The sequence below is a fragment of the Nonomuraea sp. MTCD27 genome (genome assembly GCF_041950495.1).
GTDB lineage: Bacteria > Actinomycetota > Actinomycetes > Streptosporangiales > Streptosporangiaceae > Nonomuraea.
Window position 1 is genome coordinate 522,284 of record NZ_JBGNUW010000004.1, and the last position, 16,496, is coordinate 538,779.

Consider the following 16,496-nt stretch of genomic DNA (forward strand, 5'->3'; position numbering starts at 1 on the left):
CTCTACGAGGTTACGGCTGAGGCCCTTCCGGCGACATGGCCCATCGGAGTCATTCCTTTCCGCGCCGCGGGGCCCCCAGGAGGATCATTTCCCGAATCCGAGATCACAATTCAGCGAATTTGCTGTTATCAGAAGTGTTAGAACGATATAGGGGGAGTAAGGGTGAAATAACGGTATTAGTGGTTTAGGCGTGACCGGTGTGGTGATCGTCGCGTTCGTGGACGATCTTACGGACGAGTGCCGCCTGCCCCGCCAGCCCCCGCTCCGGCACCTTGGCCCCCGTCAGCCGGCCCCACGCGAGCCCCATGGCATACGCGGCCCCGAGCACCGCCGCCCCGCTCGCCCGGTCCGGCGGCGCCACCTCCAGCACCGGGGCCGGCGCGACCGAGACCCCGCCCGTACGGACCGGGAAGCCCTGCGGCTGCGTCGACTCGGCGGCGGACGTGCCGGTGCGCCCCGCGCGCCGCAACTCCTCGTACGCCAGCCGCAGCCGGTGGTCCAGCCGCCCCGGCAGCGTCCCCCTGGAGTCGGACAGGTCGGCCAGGAACGCGGCCGCGGCCTCCCGCGGGTCCGGCATGAAGGACAGCGCCTCCACGAGGTCGTAGAGGGCGTGGGAGAAGTGCGCCTCCGGGTCGTTCTCCACGAGCAGGGCCCGGCACAGCCGCGCCGGGCAGCGCCCCAGCCACGCCCGGCGCACCGGCTCGGCGGCGTCGTGCGCGTCGTCGAGCCCCGGCCGGCGCAGCACGGGCTCCACCATCGTGAGCAGGGCCAGCGCCCGCGGCCTGAAGCGGGTGTCCAGCAGCAGGATCTGGGCCGTGTCCGCCATCACGGCGGCCAGCCTGAGCGCCTCCCGCGAGCGCCCGGCCCGCAGCCGCTCGACCACGAGCGTGACGAGGTCGAGGAGCGGCGGGGCGGGCAGCCAGCGCACCCACTCGTCGCCGGGCAGCGGGCGGCGCAGGTATTCGCCGAACACCGTGATCAGCCGCTCGTTGCCGTCGAAGGCCGGCGCGTACGCGCACCACATGATCGTGCCCCAGACGGCCGCCACGGTGCTCGGCACGTCGGAGGCGAAGATCTCGTCGAACGCCGTCAGCGGGTAGTCCAGCTCCGACTTGCGCCCGCCGGCGCGTACCAGCACGCGGACCTGCTCGGTGAGGCTCTCGGGCACGTCGGGGCCGACGAACGACTGGACGGAGCCGGGCTCGGCGTGGAAGTCGTGGCCGGCCGGCACCACGTCGTCCGGCAGGGCCGCCGCCGGGTGCCCCACCTGGCGGACCCGCGTGCCCCTCGGCGGCGGGGCCAGGTGCCAGCGGCCGTCGGCGGGGTCGAGCAGGTGCCAGCGGGCGTGGGCCCCGAAGATCCATCGGTCGCCGGCTGGGGTCACAAGAATTCTGGCAGCGAGCACGTGGGCGCGGTCGGGCACGGAAAGGCCCTGCCAGCGCGGGTCCGCGACCATCGCGCGGACCTCCGCCTCTGTGGCGGTGAACGCGTCCCAGGGTGGCACGGCGGTCATCGTACTGGGAGTACTCGGATCATCCATCGGCATTTCACGGCAGAATGTCCGCTATGAGGGCGAAGGTAGCAGGGATGTTGGCAGTCGTAAGCGTGCTCTCCGGTTGCGGTACGTCCACGTCGGCGCGGCCGACGCCCACCGGTCCCGGCATACTCACGCTACAGAACGCCACGCCCCCGGCGCCCGGTGGGGAGGTCGGCGCGGCCTCCACGGAGTTCGACAAGGCCGCCGACCTGACGATGTGGACCAAGCTCAGCGAGACCGAGAAGGACATCGACCGGATCGCCAAGTACGACGTGAACAAGACCGTGAAGGGCTCGCTGTACCTGGAGCCCAAGACCTCGGCCTGGTTCGACGGCTTCCGGGGCCCCTTCGTCTACCAGGAGCTCGCCGGGGACATCGTCATGCACGCCCGGATCAAGGTCGAGGGCAAGAAGGGCGGCCAGCCCAAGCGGAAGTTCTCGCTCGGGGGGCTGATGGCCCGCCAGCCCAACTCGTACGCCAAGCCCAACTGGGTGTCGGTCACCACCGGCACCGGCGAGAAGAGCGGCCAGGTCGAGGTGAAGTACACCCAGGACGGCAGCTCCAAACCGCAGGAGCTGGCCGTCAAGAGCGGGTGGGTGGAGCTCTCGCTGGCCAGGGTGGGCCGGGTCTTCGTCGCGCTGTACAAGGAGGACGGCGGGAAGTGGAAGGTGGGCCGGCGCTGGCCGTCGACCCTGCCCGACGTGCTCCAGTGGGGGATCACGGCCTACACCGACTGGGACAGCTACAGCCTGCTCAAGAAGGACGCGGCCAAGGCCAACGCCACGCAGGTCAAGGGCACGCCCGACCTCGAGGTCACGGTCGACTTCGTCCGCTTCCTGAGGCCGGAGCTGCCGGAATATGCCGACCCGCTCAACAGCGCGTCGGTGTCGGACGAGGTCCTGATCAAAGCGATGACGCCTGCCGGTGCCTGAGCGCCTTGGCCATGTAGTTGTCCGGCGTACGCGCGAAAGAGTCGCGGTCGTCGTCGGTGAGCTCACGCACGATCTTGCCCGGCACGCCCGCGACCAGCACGCCCGCGGGGATCTTCTTGCCGGGGCCCACCAGCGCTCCGGCGGCCACCAGCGTGCCCGCCCCCACGTGGGCGCCCCCCAGCACGATCGCGCCGATGCCGATCAGCGCGCCGGACTCCACGTGGGCGCCGTGGACCATCGCCTTGTGACCCAGGCTGACGCGGTCTTCCAGGATCGCGGGCTCGCCGGGGTCGGAGTGCAGGCAGCACAGGTCCTGGACGTTGCACTCCGCGCCGATCTCGATCCGCTCGTCGTCCCCACGGAGAACGGAGCCGTACCAGATGCTGGACGCCCGGCCCACGCGTACGTTGCCGACCACGACGGCGCTGGGGGCTATGTACGCCTCAGGGTGTATGTCTGGGACTGCTCCGTTGTCCAACGCTGCTATGTACATTCGACACATCGTAATTCCAGGTCGGGGTATGGCGTTCGGGTTGCGGACGTGGGCAGATGGCAGGAAAGTCGTTTCCTGACGTCTCGTCGCCAGACCCTCACAACCCGCAGTTTTCCCCCGCCTCACGCAAACCACCCTTAGGTAACCCCCATGACACACCAGCACGAGAGCATTCCCGATCTGATGCAAGAGGACACCTTCGAAGTCGTGATGCGCGGCTACAACCGCCGCCAGGTCCACGACTACATGATCCGTACCCGTAACCAGATACGGGATCTGGAGGAGAGGCTGGCACGGGCGATCGACCAGGCGGAACAGGGCCGCATCGAGCTGGCCGAGGCCAGGCGGCGCATGGTCGAGACCCCTCAGAGCTACGAGGACCTCAGCCCCAGACTCGCGCAGATCCTCCGGCTCGGAGAGGAGGAGGCCGCGTCCAAGCGCGAGGACGCCGAGGCCGAGGCCGCCAGCGTGCGCGACGCGGCCAAGTCGGAGGCCGACCGGCTCGTCACGAGCTCCCGCGAGACCGCCGACAAGATCCTCACCTCCGCGCAGGCGGAGGCCGAGCGGCGGGTGAGCGAGGCCACGCAGGCCGCCGAGCGGATGCTGGCCCAGGCGGGCAGCGACGCGGAGGAGCAGCTCACCGCCGCCCGCACGGAGGCCGAGGAGACGCTGAGGGAGGCGCGGTCCGAGGCCGAGCAGCTGCTCTCCTCGGCCCGGTCCGAGTCGGAGCAGTCATTGCAGTCCGCCCACGCCCAGGCCGAGCAGTTGGTGCAGTCCGCCACCGCGCAGGCCGAGCAGCTGGTGCAGTCCGCGACCGCGCAGGCCGAGCAGCTCACGACGGGAGCGCGCGGGGAGGCCGACTCGATGCTGGCCGCCGCGCGGCAGCGTACCGCCGCGCTGGACGAGCAGGCGGGGCGGCGGGTCGAATACCTGTCCAACACGCACACCGAGGTCGTGCGGCGGCTGACGGAGATCAGCTCGGTGCTCGGTGACCTCATGCGCAGCGAGTCGAACGCCGGGCCGCTGGTCCCCGAGGCCGCGACGCCGCCGGCGCCGCAGAACCCGCAGGACGACGTGCGGGTGATCGTCGAGGAGGACGAGCCCGAGGAGCAGCAGCAGCCCAAGGAAGAGGGCATCTCGGACGACACGGACGTGCACATCGTCCGGCTGTCGGAGGCGAAGAAGTAACCAGGCCGCCTCGCCCCTGTCCCCGTGGGGACAGGGGTCAGGGCCTGGCCGCCAGGTAGGCCGCACCCCGTGGTGAGACGCGGTAGCCGGTCTCCAGGCTGATCGTCAGGCCGAGCTCCTTCAGCTTGCGCACGTTGAGCTTGAACCGGGCGACGTCCTGGCCCACCTCCGGCGCCAGGTCCCCGGCCCGCACCCCGGGCCGTGCGGCGATGAGCCGCAGCGTGGGGAGCGCCCAGGGGCCCATCCGGTCCAGCCGCGCGGTGAGTGCCGCCACCTCCTCCTGGGCCAGTGTGGAGCTCGCGGCCAGCACGTCGCGCGGGTCGGGCTCGCGCACCAGGCGCAGCGCCAGGCGGTGGACGGGGTCGGAGCCCCGCGCCGCGAGGTCCGCGAGGAGGGCGGCGCGGTCCGGATAGCCCGCCGCCCTGGCCTCCTCCTCCGTCACGTCCTCGGCGGAGGTCACCGCCACCGAGGTGACCTCCGCCATCAGCCCGTGACCCATGCGGTAGCGCCCGCCGGCCGTGACCTGGGGACGTTTCCATCGCCTGAAGGCCAGGGTGATCGAACCATCCTGGATGCCCTCGCGCAGGCGCCGCTCGAACAGCATGCCGACGACTCTACGGGGGTGGGGAGCGGAAGCCCCCGCCCCCGATAGGGTCGGAGGCTTCCGCGTTCGTGGCCCCTCCTGTTTGGGGGCCCGGTACCGGGGCCGCCGAGACGCTGGACCCGGCACCGGGCTGCTTGTGTACGCCGGTCGCGGAACGCTCCACGACCTGCGTCAAGGAGGTGCGGGGCCGGCCCGCCACGTGGTCTGCTCGCCGGCCCGCCTCTCCTGGTCCCGGAGCTGGTCGCGCAGGCCGTCCGGGTCGTCCGCGTCGATGGTCATCGCACATCCGGCATCGCGCTGCGCCGCGCTGAGCGGATGGTGTCTCGTGGCCCACCAGCGGCCCGCATCGCTCCGCCAGATGGTCCACTGGGGGTATTCCCGGGCGATTTCGGCAAGGTGCCGATCAAAGGACATCGCTGTCCACCTTTCCCGGGCCCCCAGGCGAGGTTTCCATCTCCTTAGAAGATGCGGCACCTCTCTAGAGAATTCAATGATCGTGACGGACAGGTCAACCTATCGCTTGACAGATCGGCTTGAATCACGCGTCGAAGTCGTACTGGAGTACGTACGCCGCCGAGTCCAGCACCATCTCGTTGAGCTCGATCGGCAACCCGCCCGACGTGTACGCCGTCCGCGAGATCACGATGACGGGGGTGCCGCCCGGCAGGTCGAGCAGCCCGCTCTCGCGCGGCCCCGGCATCCGGGCCCGAACCTCCTCGGTGAAGTGGGCGGGCGGGACGCCCAGGTCGCTCAGCCTGGCATAGACGCCGCCCGGGCCGGTGTCCGCGAGGGTGATCGCGCTGCCCTCGACCAGATGGGCGGGGAAGTAGGACGTGGCCAGTTGCACGGGTCTGGTGTCCACCGAGTAGCGGCGCCGCCGTACCCATACCTCGCCGCTCTCCAGGACGCCCGCCACCTCCTCCGTGGCTCGCTCCAACGCCACCTCCACCCGGTCCACGGTGAAAGGCCGGCCACGCGTGTCCGCGTCCCAGATGGCCCGCCCCTGGCCCCACTGCTCTCGTGACAGACGGCGCGAGCCGTGCCTGCGTATGGGTTTGAACAGCCGCACGTAAACCCCCGAACCTCGTCTGGGCACCGCCAGCCCTTCGTTGATCAGTACGGCAAGCGCCTGCCTGGCGGTGGCTCGTGCGATTGCGTAGTCGGCCATGAGCGCGTTCTCGCCCGGTAGTCGGTCCCCGTCGCGCAGTTCGCCGGACAGAATCCGGGCGCGGAGACCGTCGGCGATGCGTCGATAGATAGGGGGCTCGTGGGGTACCGGGGATTCAGACAACTTTGATCACCCTCTGTCACCAACCAGGTTGTGGCGTCTCCAGAGAACTTGCCCCGTCTTGTCCACGATCGCACAGAAGCAAGCGATGGTCGCGGGCTGATTTTGAGCGGATCGTGCCCGTGTGGTGAATTCCGCGATGTTTTAGCGGACCGTTACCGTGGAACGGTCCCGGCCGGTATTCGATCGGCCCACCAGCGGCGAGTAACCAAAGCGAAGATCGCAGCGCCTGCCGCGTTGAGGATGACGTCGTCCACGGACGAGAAACGACCCAGGCGCAGCACATACTGGAGCACCTCGACCAGGACCGAAAATGCCGCCGCGATGGCCGCAACGCGGGCGATCGAGGACATGGCGCGGCTGCGTACGGGAAGCAGCGCGCCCAGCGCCGCGAAGACCAGCAGGTTGCCTCCGACCTGCACCGACACCGCCTCCCACGGGGCCTCGGCCAGGTCCGCGAGGTCGGCGAACGGGACCAGGCCGACCCCTGCCGGGCCGTCCGACGGCGTGAGGATCATCCATATCCATGGAGCGGTCCCGACCGCGATGCCGACGTCGGCGATCGAGGTGCGCAGGGCAGCCGGATGGCGGGCGCGGGCGCGGTGGCGGGAGAGGAGCAAGATTGCTAGCAAGGCCAGGGGGAGCGCAAACGTACCAGCAATAATGACGTTTCCCCACAATTCCCACGTCCGCGCCATCCGACCATGATGGCGATTGATCTAGGGGTACCGGAAGATGTCCATCTGGACAGGTCTCATCGGGCGGGAAGATGCTCCTCAAGGAAGGCCAGCGCCACCCGCCAGGCACGCTCCGCGGCCTCCGGGTGGTGGAACATCGGCGACTCGCTGTTGTGGAAGGCGTGCCCGGCCTCTTCCTCGACGTGCATGACCACGTTCGGCCTGGACTCGGCGGCCTTCTCGACGACCGCCACCCGCTCGCGCGGGATGTAGGGGTCGCTGCCGCCGAACACCAGCAGCAGCGGCGCCTCGATGCGCTCCATCAGGCCGGTCGCGTCGGGGACGGCCGAGCCGTAGAAGGACAGGACCGCGGCCATCTCGACCTGGGTGGCCAGCATGTAGCCGATCGAGCCGCCCAGGCAGAAGCCGAGCGCGCCGACGCCGCCGCTCACCTCGGGCCGCGCGTCCAGGTGGGCGACCGTGAGCGCGCAGTCGGCCACGCCCTGCGCGAGATCGAAGCCCGCGCTCAGCTCGATCGCGGCCTGCGTGCCCTCGGGCGTGTGCTCGCCCTGCCAGTGTGGCCGCAGGCGCCAGAACAGGTCCGGCGCGGCCACCACGTAACCGCGGGAGGCCAGGTCGAGGGCGACCTTCTCGATGTACGGGCCCACTCCGTAGATCTCCTGCACCAGGAGGAGCCCGGGGCCGGTGCCGGAGTCGGGAAGCCACACGCGGACGTCGAAGGAGCCGTCGTGGGCGGCGATTCGATCTGTACGGGTCTGCATGTCCACCAGCATCGCGCATGGCGCGCGCCGCGTTCCGGCGAGACGATGCGATCGGGGGTTCCGTGTCCCGGAACACCCTGTTGTCCAGGGAGCGCACGGCGATCTATACCGGGGAGTGAGGGAGAGATGAGGAGACTGTTGTGCTGACCCATTTCATCGGTGGCCAGCCGGTGGCCGCGGGCAAGGCGTTTCCCGTCCACGACCCTGTGACGGGCGCGGTGGTCAGACAGGTCCACGAGGCCGATCCCGAGGTGGCCGACCGGGCGGTGCGCGCGGCCAGGGAGGCGGCGCGCGACTGGGCGGGGATGCCCGTCGGCGAGCGCGCCGGGTGGATGCGGCGCCTGGCCGAGGGCATCGAGGCCCGGTTCGACGACCTGGTGGCGGCGGAGATCGCCGACACGGGCAAGCCGCTCGACCAGACGCGCACGCTCGACATCCCGCGCGGCATCGCGAACTTCCGCGCCTTCGCCGAGATCGCCGCCCAGCGTCCCGACGACGCCTTCCACCTGTCCGGGACGCTCAGCTACACCGTACGCAGGCCGCACGGCGTGGTCGCGGTGATCGTCCCGTGGAACCTGCCGTTCCTGCTCATGACCTGGAAGCTCGCGCCCGCCCTCGTCGCGGGCAACACCGTGGTGGTCAAGCCGTCGGAGCAGACGCCCGGCTCGGCCGCCGTGTTCGCCGAGATCTGCTCCGAGACGGGGCTTCCGCCCGGCGTGGTCAACATCATCTTCGGGCACGGGCCGGCCGGCCAGCTGCTCGTCGAGCACCCGGGCGTGGACGCCGTGACGTTCACCGGGTCCACCGCCACCGGCACGGCGATCATGAAGACGGCGGCCGACCGGGTCAAGCCGATCTCGTTCGAGCTGGGCGGCAAGAACGCCGGGCTGGTCTTCGAGGACTGCGACCTCGACCGGGCGGTCGAGGGCACCATGAAGTCGGTCTTCACCAACGGCGGCCAGGTCTGCCTGTGCACCGAGCGGATGTACGTCCACCGCTCGATCTTCGAGGACTTCTGCGCCCGGCTGGCCGTTCGCGCCCAGGAGGTGGAGCCCCAGCCGATGATCTCGTCGGAACATCGCGACAAGGTGCTCTCCTACTACGCCTTGGCCCGCTCGGAGGGAGCCAAGGTGCTCACGGGGGGCAGCGTCCCTGTATTCGGCGATCATCGCGATTCCGGGTATTTCGTGGAACCGACGGTGGTGACAGGCTTGTCGGAGTGGTCCAGGTTCAACAGGGAGGAGATCTTCGGTCCCGTGTGCCACGTCGCCCCCTTCGACAGCGAGGCCGAGGCGATCGACCTGGCCAACGGCAGCGACTACGGCCTGGCCGCCACGCTGTGGACCACCAACCTCGACCGCGCGCACCGCGTGGCCCAGCGCCTGGAGGCCGGGCTCGTCTGGGTCAACACCTGGTATCTGCGCGATCTGCGGACCCCGTTCGGCGGGGTGAAGCTCTCGGGCATCGGCCGGGAGGGCGGCACCCGGTCACTCGACTTCTACTCCGAACCCACCACGATCACCATCAAACTGGAGCAGCCCGATGCATGACGAATGGTCCCAGGCAGTGGACGCGCGCGCCCAGGCCGCCGACCGGCTGGCGGAGGCGGCGCGCTCGGGCAAGCCCTGCGCACCGATCAGGGACCTGGTCAGCACGGCGGCCGACGGGTACGCCGTACAGGAGATCAACACGAGGCGGGCGCTCGGCGCGGGGCGGCGGCTGGTCGGCAGGAAGATCGGCCTCACGAACCCGGTGGTGCAGCAGCAGCTCGGCGTCGACCAGCCGGACTTCGGCATGCTCTTCGCGGACATGTGCCACGGCGACGGGCTGCCGATCCCGGTGGAGCGGTTCCTGCAGCCCCGTGCCGAGGCGGAGGTCGCGCTGGTGCTCGGCAGGGACCTGGAGGGCGGGCCGTTCACGGTGGCCGACGTGATCAGGGCGGTGGAGTTCGCGCTGCCCGCCATCGAGATCGCCGACTCCCGGATCGCCGGCTGGGACATCACGGCGGCCGACACGATCGCGGACAACGCCTCGGGCGGCGCGTTCGTGCTGGGCTGCACGCCCGTGCCGCTGGCGGGGCTCGACCTGCGCGCGGCCGGGATGACGATGAGCCGCGGCGGGCAGGAGGTCTCGACCGGCGCCGGCGAGAGGTGCCAGGGCAACCCGCTCAACGCCGCCGTCTGGCTGGCCTCCCGGCTCGGCCGCACCGACTTCGCGCTGCGGGCCGGGGACGTGGTGCTGACCGGTGCGCTGGGGCCGGTGGTGCCCGTGGGTCCCGAGGACGTGTTCGAGGCGCGGATCGAGGGACTCGGCTCCGTGCGGGCGGTGTTCGGGAAGTGAGGCCCAAGGCCATCCGGGTGCCGGGCAAGGCCACCCCCCGAGGGCGGTTCCCGCACGTCAAACGGGCCGGCGACTTCCTGTACGTCTCAGGCACCAGCTGCCGGCGGCCCGACGACACGTTCGTGGGCGTGGAGGTGGACAAGTACGGGGCGACGAACCTGGACATCCGCGCCCAGACCAGAGCGGTCATCGAGAACGTCGGCGACATCCTCAAGGCGGCGGGCGGCTCGCTCGCCGACCTGGTGCAGATCACCACGTACCTGGTGAACATGAACGACTTCAGGGGATACAACGAGGTCTACGCCGAGTTCTTCGACGAGGAGGGGCCGACCAGGACCACGGTCGCGGTGCACCAGCTGCCGCACCCCCATCTCCTCATCGAGATGCAAGCCGTCGCCTACCATCCGCAGGAGCGATCATGATTGCGCCCATTGACTTCACCAGGTGGATCGACGAGCACGCCCACCTGCTCAAGCCGCCGGTCGGCAACAAGGTGGTCTTCGAGAAGGCGAACGACTTCATCGTGATGGTGGTCGGCGGGCCGAACTCCAGGACCGACTTCCACGTGGACCCGTACGAGGAGCTGTTCTACCAGGTGCGCGGCAACATGCACGTCAACGTCGTCACCGAGGACGGCCCCGGGACCGTGCACATCCGCGAGGGCCAGATGTGGCTGCTGCCGCCGCGCGTGCCGCACTCCCCGCAGCGGCCCGAGGCCGGGTCGGTGGGACTGGTGGTGGAGCGGATCCGGCCGGAGGGCGAGCTGGAGAAGTTCCAGTGGTACTGCATGGAGTGCGGGGGCCTCGTGCACGAGGTCGAGCTGCAGGTCCGCGACATCGTCAAGGACCTGCCGCCGGTCTTCGAGGCGTTCTACGGCGACGAGAAGGCCCGCACCTGCGGTCAATGCGGCGCGCTGCACCCTGGCAAGGGCTAGATGGTCCTCTATGGTCACTGACGTACACACGCACCACGTGCCCAAGGGCTGGCCCGAGCTGGGCTGGCCCGGGGCGCCCAGGCTGAGGATCGAGTCGGAGCGCGAAGCGACGATCCTCATCAACGACCGACAATTCCGGAAAATTCAGGATGACTGCTGGGATCCTCGGGTCCGGCTGGAACGGATGGACAAGGACGGCGTGGACCGGCAGGTGGTCTCGCCCACGCCCGTCTTCTTCGGCTACGACCGGCCGGCCGCGCAGGGCGTACGGATCGCGAAGGTCTTCAACGACCTGGCCCTGGAGATCTGCGCCGGCGATCGGCTGATCCCGTTCTGCCAGGTGCCGCTGCAGGACCCGGAGCTGGCCTGCGCGGAGCTCGACCGCTGCCTGGACAACGGCCACCGCGGCGTGGAGATCGGCAACCACGTCGGCGATCGCGACCTCGACGACCCCGGGGTCGTGGAGTTCCTGCGCCACTGCGCCGGGCGGAACGTTCCCGTCTTCGTGCACCCGTGGGACATGCCCACGGGGCCGCGCGTCGCGCGCTGGATGGCGCAGTGGCTGGTCGGCATGCCGGCGGAGACCCACCTGTCCATCCTGGCGATGATCCTCGGCGGCGTGTTCGACCGCGTGCCGGACACGTTGCGGATCTGCTTCGCGCACGGCGGCGGCTCGTTCGCCTTCTGGCTCGGCCGGGTCGAGAACGCCTGGCACCGCAGGCACGACGTGGTCGGCGGCTCCGAACGGCCGCCGTCCCACTACCTCGGCAGGTTCAGCGTCGACTCTGCCGTCTTCGACGAGCGCGCGCTGCGGCTGCTCGTCGACATCCTCGGGGAGGACCATGTGATGCTCGGCAGCGACTTTCCCTATCCCCTGGGCGAGTCACCCTCGGGTGACCTGATCCGCAACGCCGGCTTCCTGTCCGGCGCGGCCCGCGCCAAGCTCCTCGCCGGCAACGCCGAGGCGTTCCTGGGCTGAAGGGAGCCACCCCATGCGCGTACCCGTGCTGGGGCTGCCCGCGGTCGGTCTGGCGGTGCTGATGGCCGCCGGGTGCGGCGGGTCGGTGCCGCCGCCCGATGAGGACGAGCGCCCGGTCAGGATCGGCGCGATCATCTCGCAAACCGGCGTGTACGCCGTGCTCGGCGACGACATGGAGACCGCCATGCGCCTCTATCTCGACGACCACGGCGAGCGCCTGGGCGGCAGGCCGGCCGAGCTCGTCGTGGCCGACGACGGGGGCTCGCCGGAGCAGGGCCAGCAGGCGGCCAGGAAGCTCATCGACGAGGAGGGCGTGGACGCGATCACCGGTCTGATCGCCTCGCCCGTCGCCGTGGCGGTGGCCGGCCAGGCGGGCCGTACGCCGGTGGTGGTCGCCAACGCGGGCGCCGACGAGCTGGCCGGCCCGAACGTCTTCCGCGTCTCCTACACCAATCACGACCACGGCCACGCCGCCGGCCGCCACGCCGCCGAGCGGTACGGCGGGCAGGGCGTGGTGGTCATGGCCTCGGACTACTCGGCGGGCGTCGAGACGCTCAGGGGCTTCACCGAGGGCTTCGGGGCCGAGCCGCTCAAGCAGATCCTGACGCCGTACGGCCGGCTGACCGACCTGGAGCCGTACTTCGAGCAGATCCCGCCGGAGGCGAAGCTCCTGTACGCCTTCTACGCCGGCGGCGAGGCGGTCGCGTTCACCACCGCGTTCAAGCGGCTCGGCTACGACACCAAGATCGAGCTGCTGGCCTGCATGAACCTGACGGACGAGGACGTCCTGCGGGCCGTCGGCCCGGACGCCGAGGGCATCACGACCGTCGGCATGTACTCGCCCGCGCTGGACAACCCGGACAACGCCGCCTTCGTCGCCAGGTGGCGGGCCAGGACCGGCCAGAACCCGTCCGCGGTGGCGCTGCAGAGCTGGGACGCCATGCGCCTCATCGACGCGGCGCTGTCCAGGGGCGGCGATCTGGGGCGGCGGCTGGGGGAGCTGGGCGAGCTGTCGGGGCCGCGCGGCACGTTCCGCCTGGACGCGCGGCACAACCCGGTGCAGAACTGGTACGTCCGGAAGTACCAGAATGGCGTGAACCGGGTATTGGCCACCATCCCCCCACGTCAGGAGTGAACTTGGATCGCGATCAGTGCCTCGCCCTCGACGCCGAGGATCCGCTGCGGGCCTTCAAGGAGGAGTTCGTCCTGCCCGAGGGGGTCGTCTACCTCGTCGGCAACTCGCTGGGCGCGCTGCCCCGCCGTACCGCGGAGCGGGTGCGGCGGACCGTCGAGGACGAATGGGGCAGGCAGCTCGTCGGAGGCTGGAACCACGCCGGCTGGTACGCGCAGCCGCTCAGCGCCGGCGACCGGCTGGCCCCGTTGATCGGCGCGGGCCCCGGGCAGGTCGTGGTGGGCAACGCGACCTCGATCGCGATCTTCCAGGCGGTGGCGGCGGCGCTGAGGCTGCGCCCGGAGCGCCGGGTGATCGTCTCCGACGTGCGGAACTTCCCCACCGACCACTACATGGTGCAGGGCCTGGCCAAACTGCTCGGCGGCGGTTACGAGCTGCGCGACCTGGCCGAGGGGCGCTTCGACGACGCCGCCGTGGTGCTGCTGTCGGAGGTGGACTACCGCACCGGCGCCCGCCACGACGTGCCGTCGGTCACCGCCGAGGCGCACGCGGCCGGGGCGCTGATCGTCTGGGACGTGTGCCACAGCGTGGGCGCCATGGAGGTGGACGTCTCGGAGGCCGACTTCGCGGTCGGCTGCACGTACAAGTACCTCAACGCCGGTCCGGGCGCGCCCGCGTTCCTCTACGTGAACCCCCGCCACCACGCCACCGCCGAGAACGTGCTGTCCGGCTGGCACGGCCACGCCGAGCCGTTCGCGTTCGAGACCGGCTTCCGGCCCGCCGAGGGCATCAGGCGCTTCGCGGTGAGCACCCCGCACGTGTTGTCGTTCGCGGCGCTGGAGGCGGCGCTCGACGTGTGGGAGCGGGTGCCGATGGACCAGGTGCGAGCCAAGAGCATGGCCCTGACCTCGCTCTTCGTCGACCTGGTCGGCGACCGGCTGGAGCTGGCCTCACCGGCCGACCCCGCCGCGCGGGGCAGCCAGGTGAGCCTGCGCCACCCCGACGGCTACCCGGTCATGCGGGCGCTGATCGACCAGGGCGTGCACGGCGACTTCCGCGCCCCCGACATCCTCAGGTTCGGCTTCGCGCCCCTCTACATCGGCTACGCCGACACCTACGACGCCGCCACCACGCTGCTGGAGGTGCTGGACAAGGAGCTCTGGCGGGACGAGAGGTACGCCACGCGGCTGGCCGTCACCTGAGGTCGAGCTCCTTGATCGCGCGCTTGGGGGCGATCGCGCGGTAGCTCTCCTCCACCCAGTCGAGCAGGATCTCGGTCTCCGGCAGCGCCGACAGGAAGGGCACGGTCACCCAGCCCGCCTTGCCCAGGCCGTAGCCGCTCGGCTGGGCGCCCTCGACGGTCAGCGCGTGGCCGTGGGCCTCCGACAGCAGCTTCACGCCGAACGCGGGACCCCACTTCTCGGTCTCCTCGTCGACGCCGAGGAAGAGGAACACCTTCTTGTTGACCTTGATGACCGTGTCACCCCAGGGGTGGTCCTCGTGAGCCTCGGGCAGCCCGAGTGCGAACGCGCGGAGCTGTTCCCGTGTGTCGTGCCAGTCGCTCATGTTTTCGACACTAGCGCGGCCCGCGGAACTCATCGAGCTTGCGCTCGATGCGGTCCCTGATCTGCTCCCGGGCCTCCATCCGGGGCACGCCCGCCATCAGCAGGCGGTCGTAGTCGGTGTCGAGGTGCCGGATCGAGGCGATCACGGCGAGGGTGATCGCGTTCTCGTCGAGGGCTCTGGCCGCCGCCGACCTGCCCACCCGGCCGCTGCCGCGCTGGCCGGCGTGCTCGGCGATCTCCCGCGCCCGCGGCTCGGGGCAGCCGGGGAACAGCCGGGCGATCTCGGCGGCCATCCGGGCCTGGAAGTCGACGTCCTGCTCCGCCCGGCGTACGCGGTCGCGCTCGCGCCGGCGCAGGCGCACCTCCTCGTCGGCCAGGCACCGGTCCTCGGCGGCGGCCAGCGCGGCGTCCTCCACCAGCAGGCCCAGGCGCTGGTAGACCTTGCGCCGCCGGTTGTACTGGACGACCACGGCCGACAGGCCGCTCTCCTGCTTGGCGCGGCGGCTGAGCGCCGCGTTCCCGGCCGGCAGGAACACCAGGTGGTCCATGTCCGCGCAGGTCAGGCAGTGGGGCCGGTCGTCCTCCATGATCAGGTAGGGGCCGGTGTCGGCGCAGGACGCGCACGTCCAGGCGTCGAGCGGGGCCACCGCCACCAGGTCGGGCGCCTTGCTCTGCGTCTCGGTGAGCCGCCGCACCCTGGCCTCGCTGAGGTCGGGGGACAGCCAGTGCACCCGGAACGGCTCCTGCGGGTGCCGCGCGGTGAAGCGCAGCTCGCGGCGGTCGCGGGTGCCGGCGACGTAGGGCGTGTCCACCGGCCTGAGCCCCTTGGCGCGCGCCCAGTCGCGCAGCAGGGCGGCCGTGGTGACCAGGCGCTCCTCGTCGACCGCCGCCAGCTCGGCCAGCGTGGCCGCCCGGCCCTGCCGCCAGGTGTCCACGTGCCTGGAGTGCAGCCAGCGCAGGCCGGTCACGACGTCGATGAACGTCACGTATTTGCGGGTGGTCAGCGCGATCTCGGCCGCCTCCGCCACCCGCCGCGCCAAGTTGGGCTTGCTCACAGCGACTCCTCCCCCGAGAGCAGACTGCCGCATCCGATGACTCGCTCGCTCACGGGACAAGTTTGTCGTGAGATGGCGCGTCCCGAAGCTTTCCTTTTGGCACTTGCGGCAAGTAACTCCTTCGGATCTGGTCCGGGAGGAAATCGTGCGTCTGTTCTGGCCTGCCCTCCTCATGCTCGCCACGTCGTGTGGCCTGGCCGAGGAGGGCACGCAACCCGTCGTCACCGGGCGGTTCGGCAGCAAGCCGATCGTCTCCATACCCAAGGGCCAGCCGGGGCGCATGCCGCGGATCACGGTGCTGTCGGTGGGCAGCGGGCGGCGTACGGTGCCCGGTGACGTGGTGCTCGCCGACGTGGACATCCGGCGCTGGTCCGGCAACCGGCCGTACATGAGCACCTACGACGGCAACCAGCCCACCACGGTCGTCTTCGACGGCAGGCAGGTGTCGGAGACCTGGCGGCAGTCGCTCATCGGCCGGCCGGCGGGCACCAGGGTCATGCTGGTCAGCTCGGCGGGCGAGGCCCTCGGCCCGAACGTGCCGCTGACCGGCGTCTCGCCGACGGACACGCTGGTGTTCGTCTTCGACATCCTGGGCGGCTACCCGCCGGACGCGCGGCTCGTCGGGCGCACGCTGCCGGTGATCCCGGCCGACCTCACGCCGGCCGCGCCGCCGCGTACCGTCATCGACGGGTCGGGACGGGAGGTCGTGGCGGGGTCGAAGGTGGTCATCCAGTACGTGGCCGCGTCCTGGCCGTCGAGGACCGTCGTTGATTCCTCGTACCGGCGGGGCGGGCCCAGCGCGTTCACGCTGGAGGAGGGGGCCGTGCCGGCCGCCTGGGTGGACGCGCTGGCCGGGCAGCGGGTCGGCAGCCGGGTGGCCGTGCCGTCCCCGGGGGAGCGGCCCATGCTCTACGTCATCGACGTGCTCGACACCATCACTCCCGAATAGGCACCGCCGAGCAGGCCGGGCGGAATTCCGCCCGGCCTGCT

18 protein-coding genes are annotated in these 16,496 nt (G+C 70.7%); 10 read left to right on the forward strand and 8 right to left on the reverse strand.

The genetic code is table 11. The annotated features are described in order from the left end of the window. Positions 1 to 184: 184 nt before the first annotated feature. Entirely contained in the window at positions 185 to 1,513 is a 1,329-nt protein-coding gene (locus ACBJ59_RS14680; protein WP_375110702.1) for a hypothetical protein, read from the reverse strand. 74 nt (positions 1,514 to 1,587) lie between these two features. Here ACBJ59_RS14680 and ACBJ59_RS14685 point away from each other — a divergent pair, with 74 nt between their 5' ends. After that, positions 1,588 to 2,469 carry a hypothetical protein gene (locus ACBJ59_RS14685; protein WP_375110703.1) on the forward strand — a complete coding sequence of 294 codons (882 nt, stop codon included), beginning with the start codon at positions 1,588 to 1,590 and terminating at the stop codon, positions 2,467 to 2,469. Here ACBJ59_RS14685 and ACBJ59_RS14690 read toward each other — a convergent pair. Beyond that, the gene (locus tag ACBJ59_RS14690) at positions 2,441 to 2,962 is read right to left on the reverse strand and encodes a gamma carbonic anhydrase family protein (protein WP_364114253.1); all 522 of its coding nucleotides are present in this window, start codon (positions 2,960 to 2,962) and stop codon (positions 2,441 to 2,443) included. The genes ACBJ59_RS14685 and ACBJ59_RS14690 overlap by 29 nt on opposite strands. 150 nt (positions 2,963 to 3,112) lie before the next feature. Here ACBJ59_RS14690 and ACBJ59_RS14695 point away from each other — a divergent pair, with 150 nt between their 5' ends. Then, positions 3,113 to 4,150: a hypothetical protein gene (locus tag ACBJ59_RS14695; protein ID WP_375110704.1), complete on the forward strand. Its 1,038-nt coding sequence runs from the start codon at positions 3,113 to 3,115 to the stop codon at positions 4,148 to 4,150. A gap of 37 nt (positions 4,151 to 4,187) precedes the next feature. On the opposite strand, the gene ACBJ59_RS14700 is transcribed toward ACBJ59_RS14695, so the two are convergent. From ACBJ59_RS14700 to ACBJ59_RS14715, 4 genes are all read right to left on the reverse strand, one after another. Then, positions 4,188 to 4,754, reverse strand: coding sequence for a hypothetical protein (locus tag ACBJ59_RS14700; protein WP_375110705.1), 567 nt, complete (start codon positions 4,752 to 4,754; stop codon positions 4,188 to 4,190). Between the two features lie 538 nt (positions 4,755 to 5,292). Further along, positions 5,293 to 6,045: a GntR family transcriptional regulator gene (locus ACBJ59_RS14705; protein ID WP_364114247.1), complete on the reverse strand. Its 753-nt coding sequence runs from the start codon at positions 6,043 to 6,045 to the stop codon at positions 5,293 to 5,295. Between the two features lie 152 nt (positions 6,046 to 6,197). Further along, positions 6,198 to 6,740 carry a VanZ family protein gene (locus ACBJ59_RS14710; RefSeq protein ID WP_375110706.1) on the reverse strand — a complete coding sequence of 181 codons (543 nt, stop codon included), beginning with the start codon at positions 6,738 to 6,740 and terminating at the stop codon, positions 6,198 to 6,200. 56 nt (positions 6,741 to 6,796) lie between these two features. Continuing rightward, positions 6,797 to 7,501, reverse strand: a complete 705-nt coding sequence (locus ACBJ59_RS14715; protein WP_375110707.1) for a dienelactone hydrolase family protein — start codon at positions 7,499 to 7,501, stop codon at positions 6,797 to 6,799. Between the two features lie 140 nt (positions 7,502 to 7,641). Here ACBJ59_RS14715 and ACBJ59_RS14720 point away from each other — a divergent pair, with 140 nt between their 5' ends. The 7 genes from ACBJ59_RS14720 to kynU are packed head-to-tail and all read left to right on the forward strand — an operon-like array spanning position 7,642 to position 14,088. Then, positions 7,642 to 9,051 (forward strand): aldehyde dehydrogenase family protein, encoded by a 1,410-nt coding sequence (locus tag ACBJ59_RS14720; protein WP_364114241.1) that lies wholly within the window; start codon positions 7,642 to 7,644, stop codon positions 9,049 to 9,051. Beyond that, complete coding sequence (locus ACBJ59_RS14725) at positions 9,044 to 9,841, forward strand: fumarylacetoacetate hydrolase family protein (protein ID WP_364114239.1); 798 nt, start codon at positions 9,044 to 9,046, stop codon at positions 9,839 to 9,841. Before ACBJ59_RS14720 ends, ACBJ59_RS14725 begins: the two co-directional genes overlap by 8 nt. After that, positions 9,838 to 10,263 carry a RidA family protein gene (locus tag ACBJ59_RS14730; RefSeq protein WP_375110708.1) on the forward strand — a complete coding sequence of 142 codons (426 nt, stop codon included), beginning with the start codon at positions 9,838 to 9,840 and terminating at the stop codon, positions 10,261 to 10,263. Before ACBJ59_RS14725 ends, ACBJ59_RS14730 begins: the two co-directional genes overlap by 4 nt. Further along, complete coding sequence (locus ACBJ59_RS14735) at positions 10,260 to 10,775, forward strand: 3-hydroxyanthranilate 3,4-dioxygenase (protein WP_375110709.1); 516 nt, start codon at positions 10,260 to 10,262, stop codon at positions 10,773 to 10,775. Before ACBJ59_RS14730 ends, ACBJ59_RS14735 begins: the two co-directional genes overlap by 4 nt. A gap of 10 nt (positions 10,776 to 10,785) precedes the next feature. Further along, entirely contained in the window at positions 10,786 to 11,754 is a 969-nt protein-coding gene (locus ACBJ59_RS14740; protein WP_375110710.1) for an amidohydrolase family protein, read from the forward strand. A gap of 13 nt (positions 11,755 to 11,767) precedes the next feature. Then, positions 11,768 to 12,889, forward strand: a complete 1,122-nt coding sequence (locus ACBJ59_RS14745; RefSeq protein ID WP_375110712.1) for an ABC transporter substrate-binding protein — start codon at positions 11,768 to 11,770, stop codon at positions 12,887 to 12,889. A gap of 2 nt (positions 12,890 to 12,891) precedes the next feature. Then, positions 12,892 to 14,088, forward strand: coding sequence for a kynureninase (gene kynU / locus ACBJ59_RS14750; protein ID WP_375110713.1), 1,197 nt, complete (start codon positions 12,892 to 12,894; stop codon positions 14,086 to 14,088). On the opposite strand, the gene ACBJ59_RS14755 is transcribed toward kynU, so the two are convergent. Next, positions 14,081 to 14,452 carry an MmcQ/YjbR family DNA-binding protein gene (locus ACBJ59_RS14755; RefSeq protein WP_375110715.1) on the reverse strand — a complete coding sequence of 124 codons (372 nt, stop codon included), beginning with the start codon at positions 14,450 to 14,452 and terminating at the stop codon, positions 14,081 to 14,083. The genes kynU and ACBJ59_RS14755 overlap by 8 nt on opposite strands. 10 nt (positions 14,453 to 14,462) lie before the next feature. Continuing rightward, the gene (locus ACBJ59_RS14760; protein WP_375110716.1) at positions 14,463 to 15,506 is read right to left on the reverse strand and encodes a DUF2293 domain-containing protein; all 1,044 of its coding nucleotides are present in this window, start codon (positions 15,504 to 15,506) and stop codon (positions 14,463 to 14,465) included. A 145-nt stretch (positions 15,507 to 15,651) separates the two neighbouring features. On the opposite strand from ACBJ59_RS14760, the gene ACBJ59_RS14765 reads away from it, so the two are divergent. Then, complete coding sequence (locus tag ACBJ59_RS14765; RefSeq protein WP_375110717.1) at positions 15,652 to 16,455, forward strand: FKBP-type peptidyl-prolyl cis-trans isomerase; 804 nt, start codon at positions 15,652 to 15,654, stop codon at positions 16,453 to 16,455. Positions 16,456 to 16,496: the final 41 nt, after the last annotated feature.

Excerpts from the sequence above, each read along its gene's own strand:
- ACBJ59_RS14680 (WP_375110702.1), bottom strand. The coding sequence starts at position 1,513 with ATGACCGCCGTGCCACCCTGGGACGCGTTCACCGCCACAGAGGCGGAG.
- ACBJ59_RS14685 (WP_375110703.1), top strand. The coding sequence starts at position 1,588 with ATGTTGGCAGTCGTAAGCGTGCTCTCCGGTTGCGGTACGTCCACGTCG.
- ACBJ59_RS14690 (WP_364114253.1), bottom strand. The coding sequence starts at position 2,962 with ATGTACATAGCAGCGTTGGACAACGGAGCAGTCCCAGACATACACCCT.
- ACBJ59_RS14695 (WP_375110704.1), top strand. The coding sequence starts at position 3,113 with ATGACACACCAGCACGAGAGCATTCCCGATCTGATGCAAGAGGACACC.
- ACBJ59_RS14700 (WP_375110705.1), bottom strand. The coding sequence starts at position 4,754 with ATGCTGTTCGAGCGGCGCCTGCGCGAGGGCATCCAGGATGGTTCGATC.
- ACBJ59_RS14710 (WP_375110706.1), bottom strand. The coding sequence starts at position 6,740 with ATGGCGCGGACGTGGGAATTGTGGGGAAACGTCATTATTGCTGGTACG.
- ACBJ59_RS14715 (WP_375110707.1), bottom strand. The coding sequence starts at position 7,501 with ATGCAGACCCGTACAGATCGAATCGCCGCCCACGACGGCTCCTTCGAC.
- ACBJ59_RS14725 (WP_364114239.1), top strand. The coding sequence starts at position 9,044 with ATGCATGACGAATGGTCCCAGGCAGTGGACGCGCGCGCCCAGGCCGCC.
- ACBJ59_RS14735 (WP_375110709.1), top strand. The coding sequence starts at position 10,260 with ATGATTGCGCCCATTGACTTCACCAGGTGGATCGACGAGCACGCCCAC.
- ACBJ59_RS14740 (WP_375110710.1), top strand. The coding sequence starts at position 10,786 with ATGGTCACTGACGTACACACGCACCACGTGCCCAAGGGCTGGCCCGAG.
- ACBJ59_RS14745 (WP_375110712.1), top strand. The coding sequence starts at position 11,768 with ATGCGCGTACCCGTGCTGGGGCTGCCCGCGGTCGGTCTGGCGGTGCTG.
- ACBJ59_RS14755 (WP_375110715.1), bottom strand. The coding sequence starts at position 14,452 with ATGAGCGACTGGCACGACACACGGGAACAGCTCCGCGCGTTCGCACTC.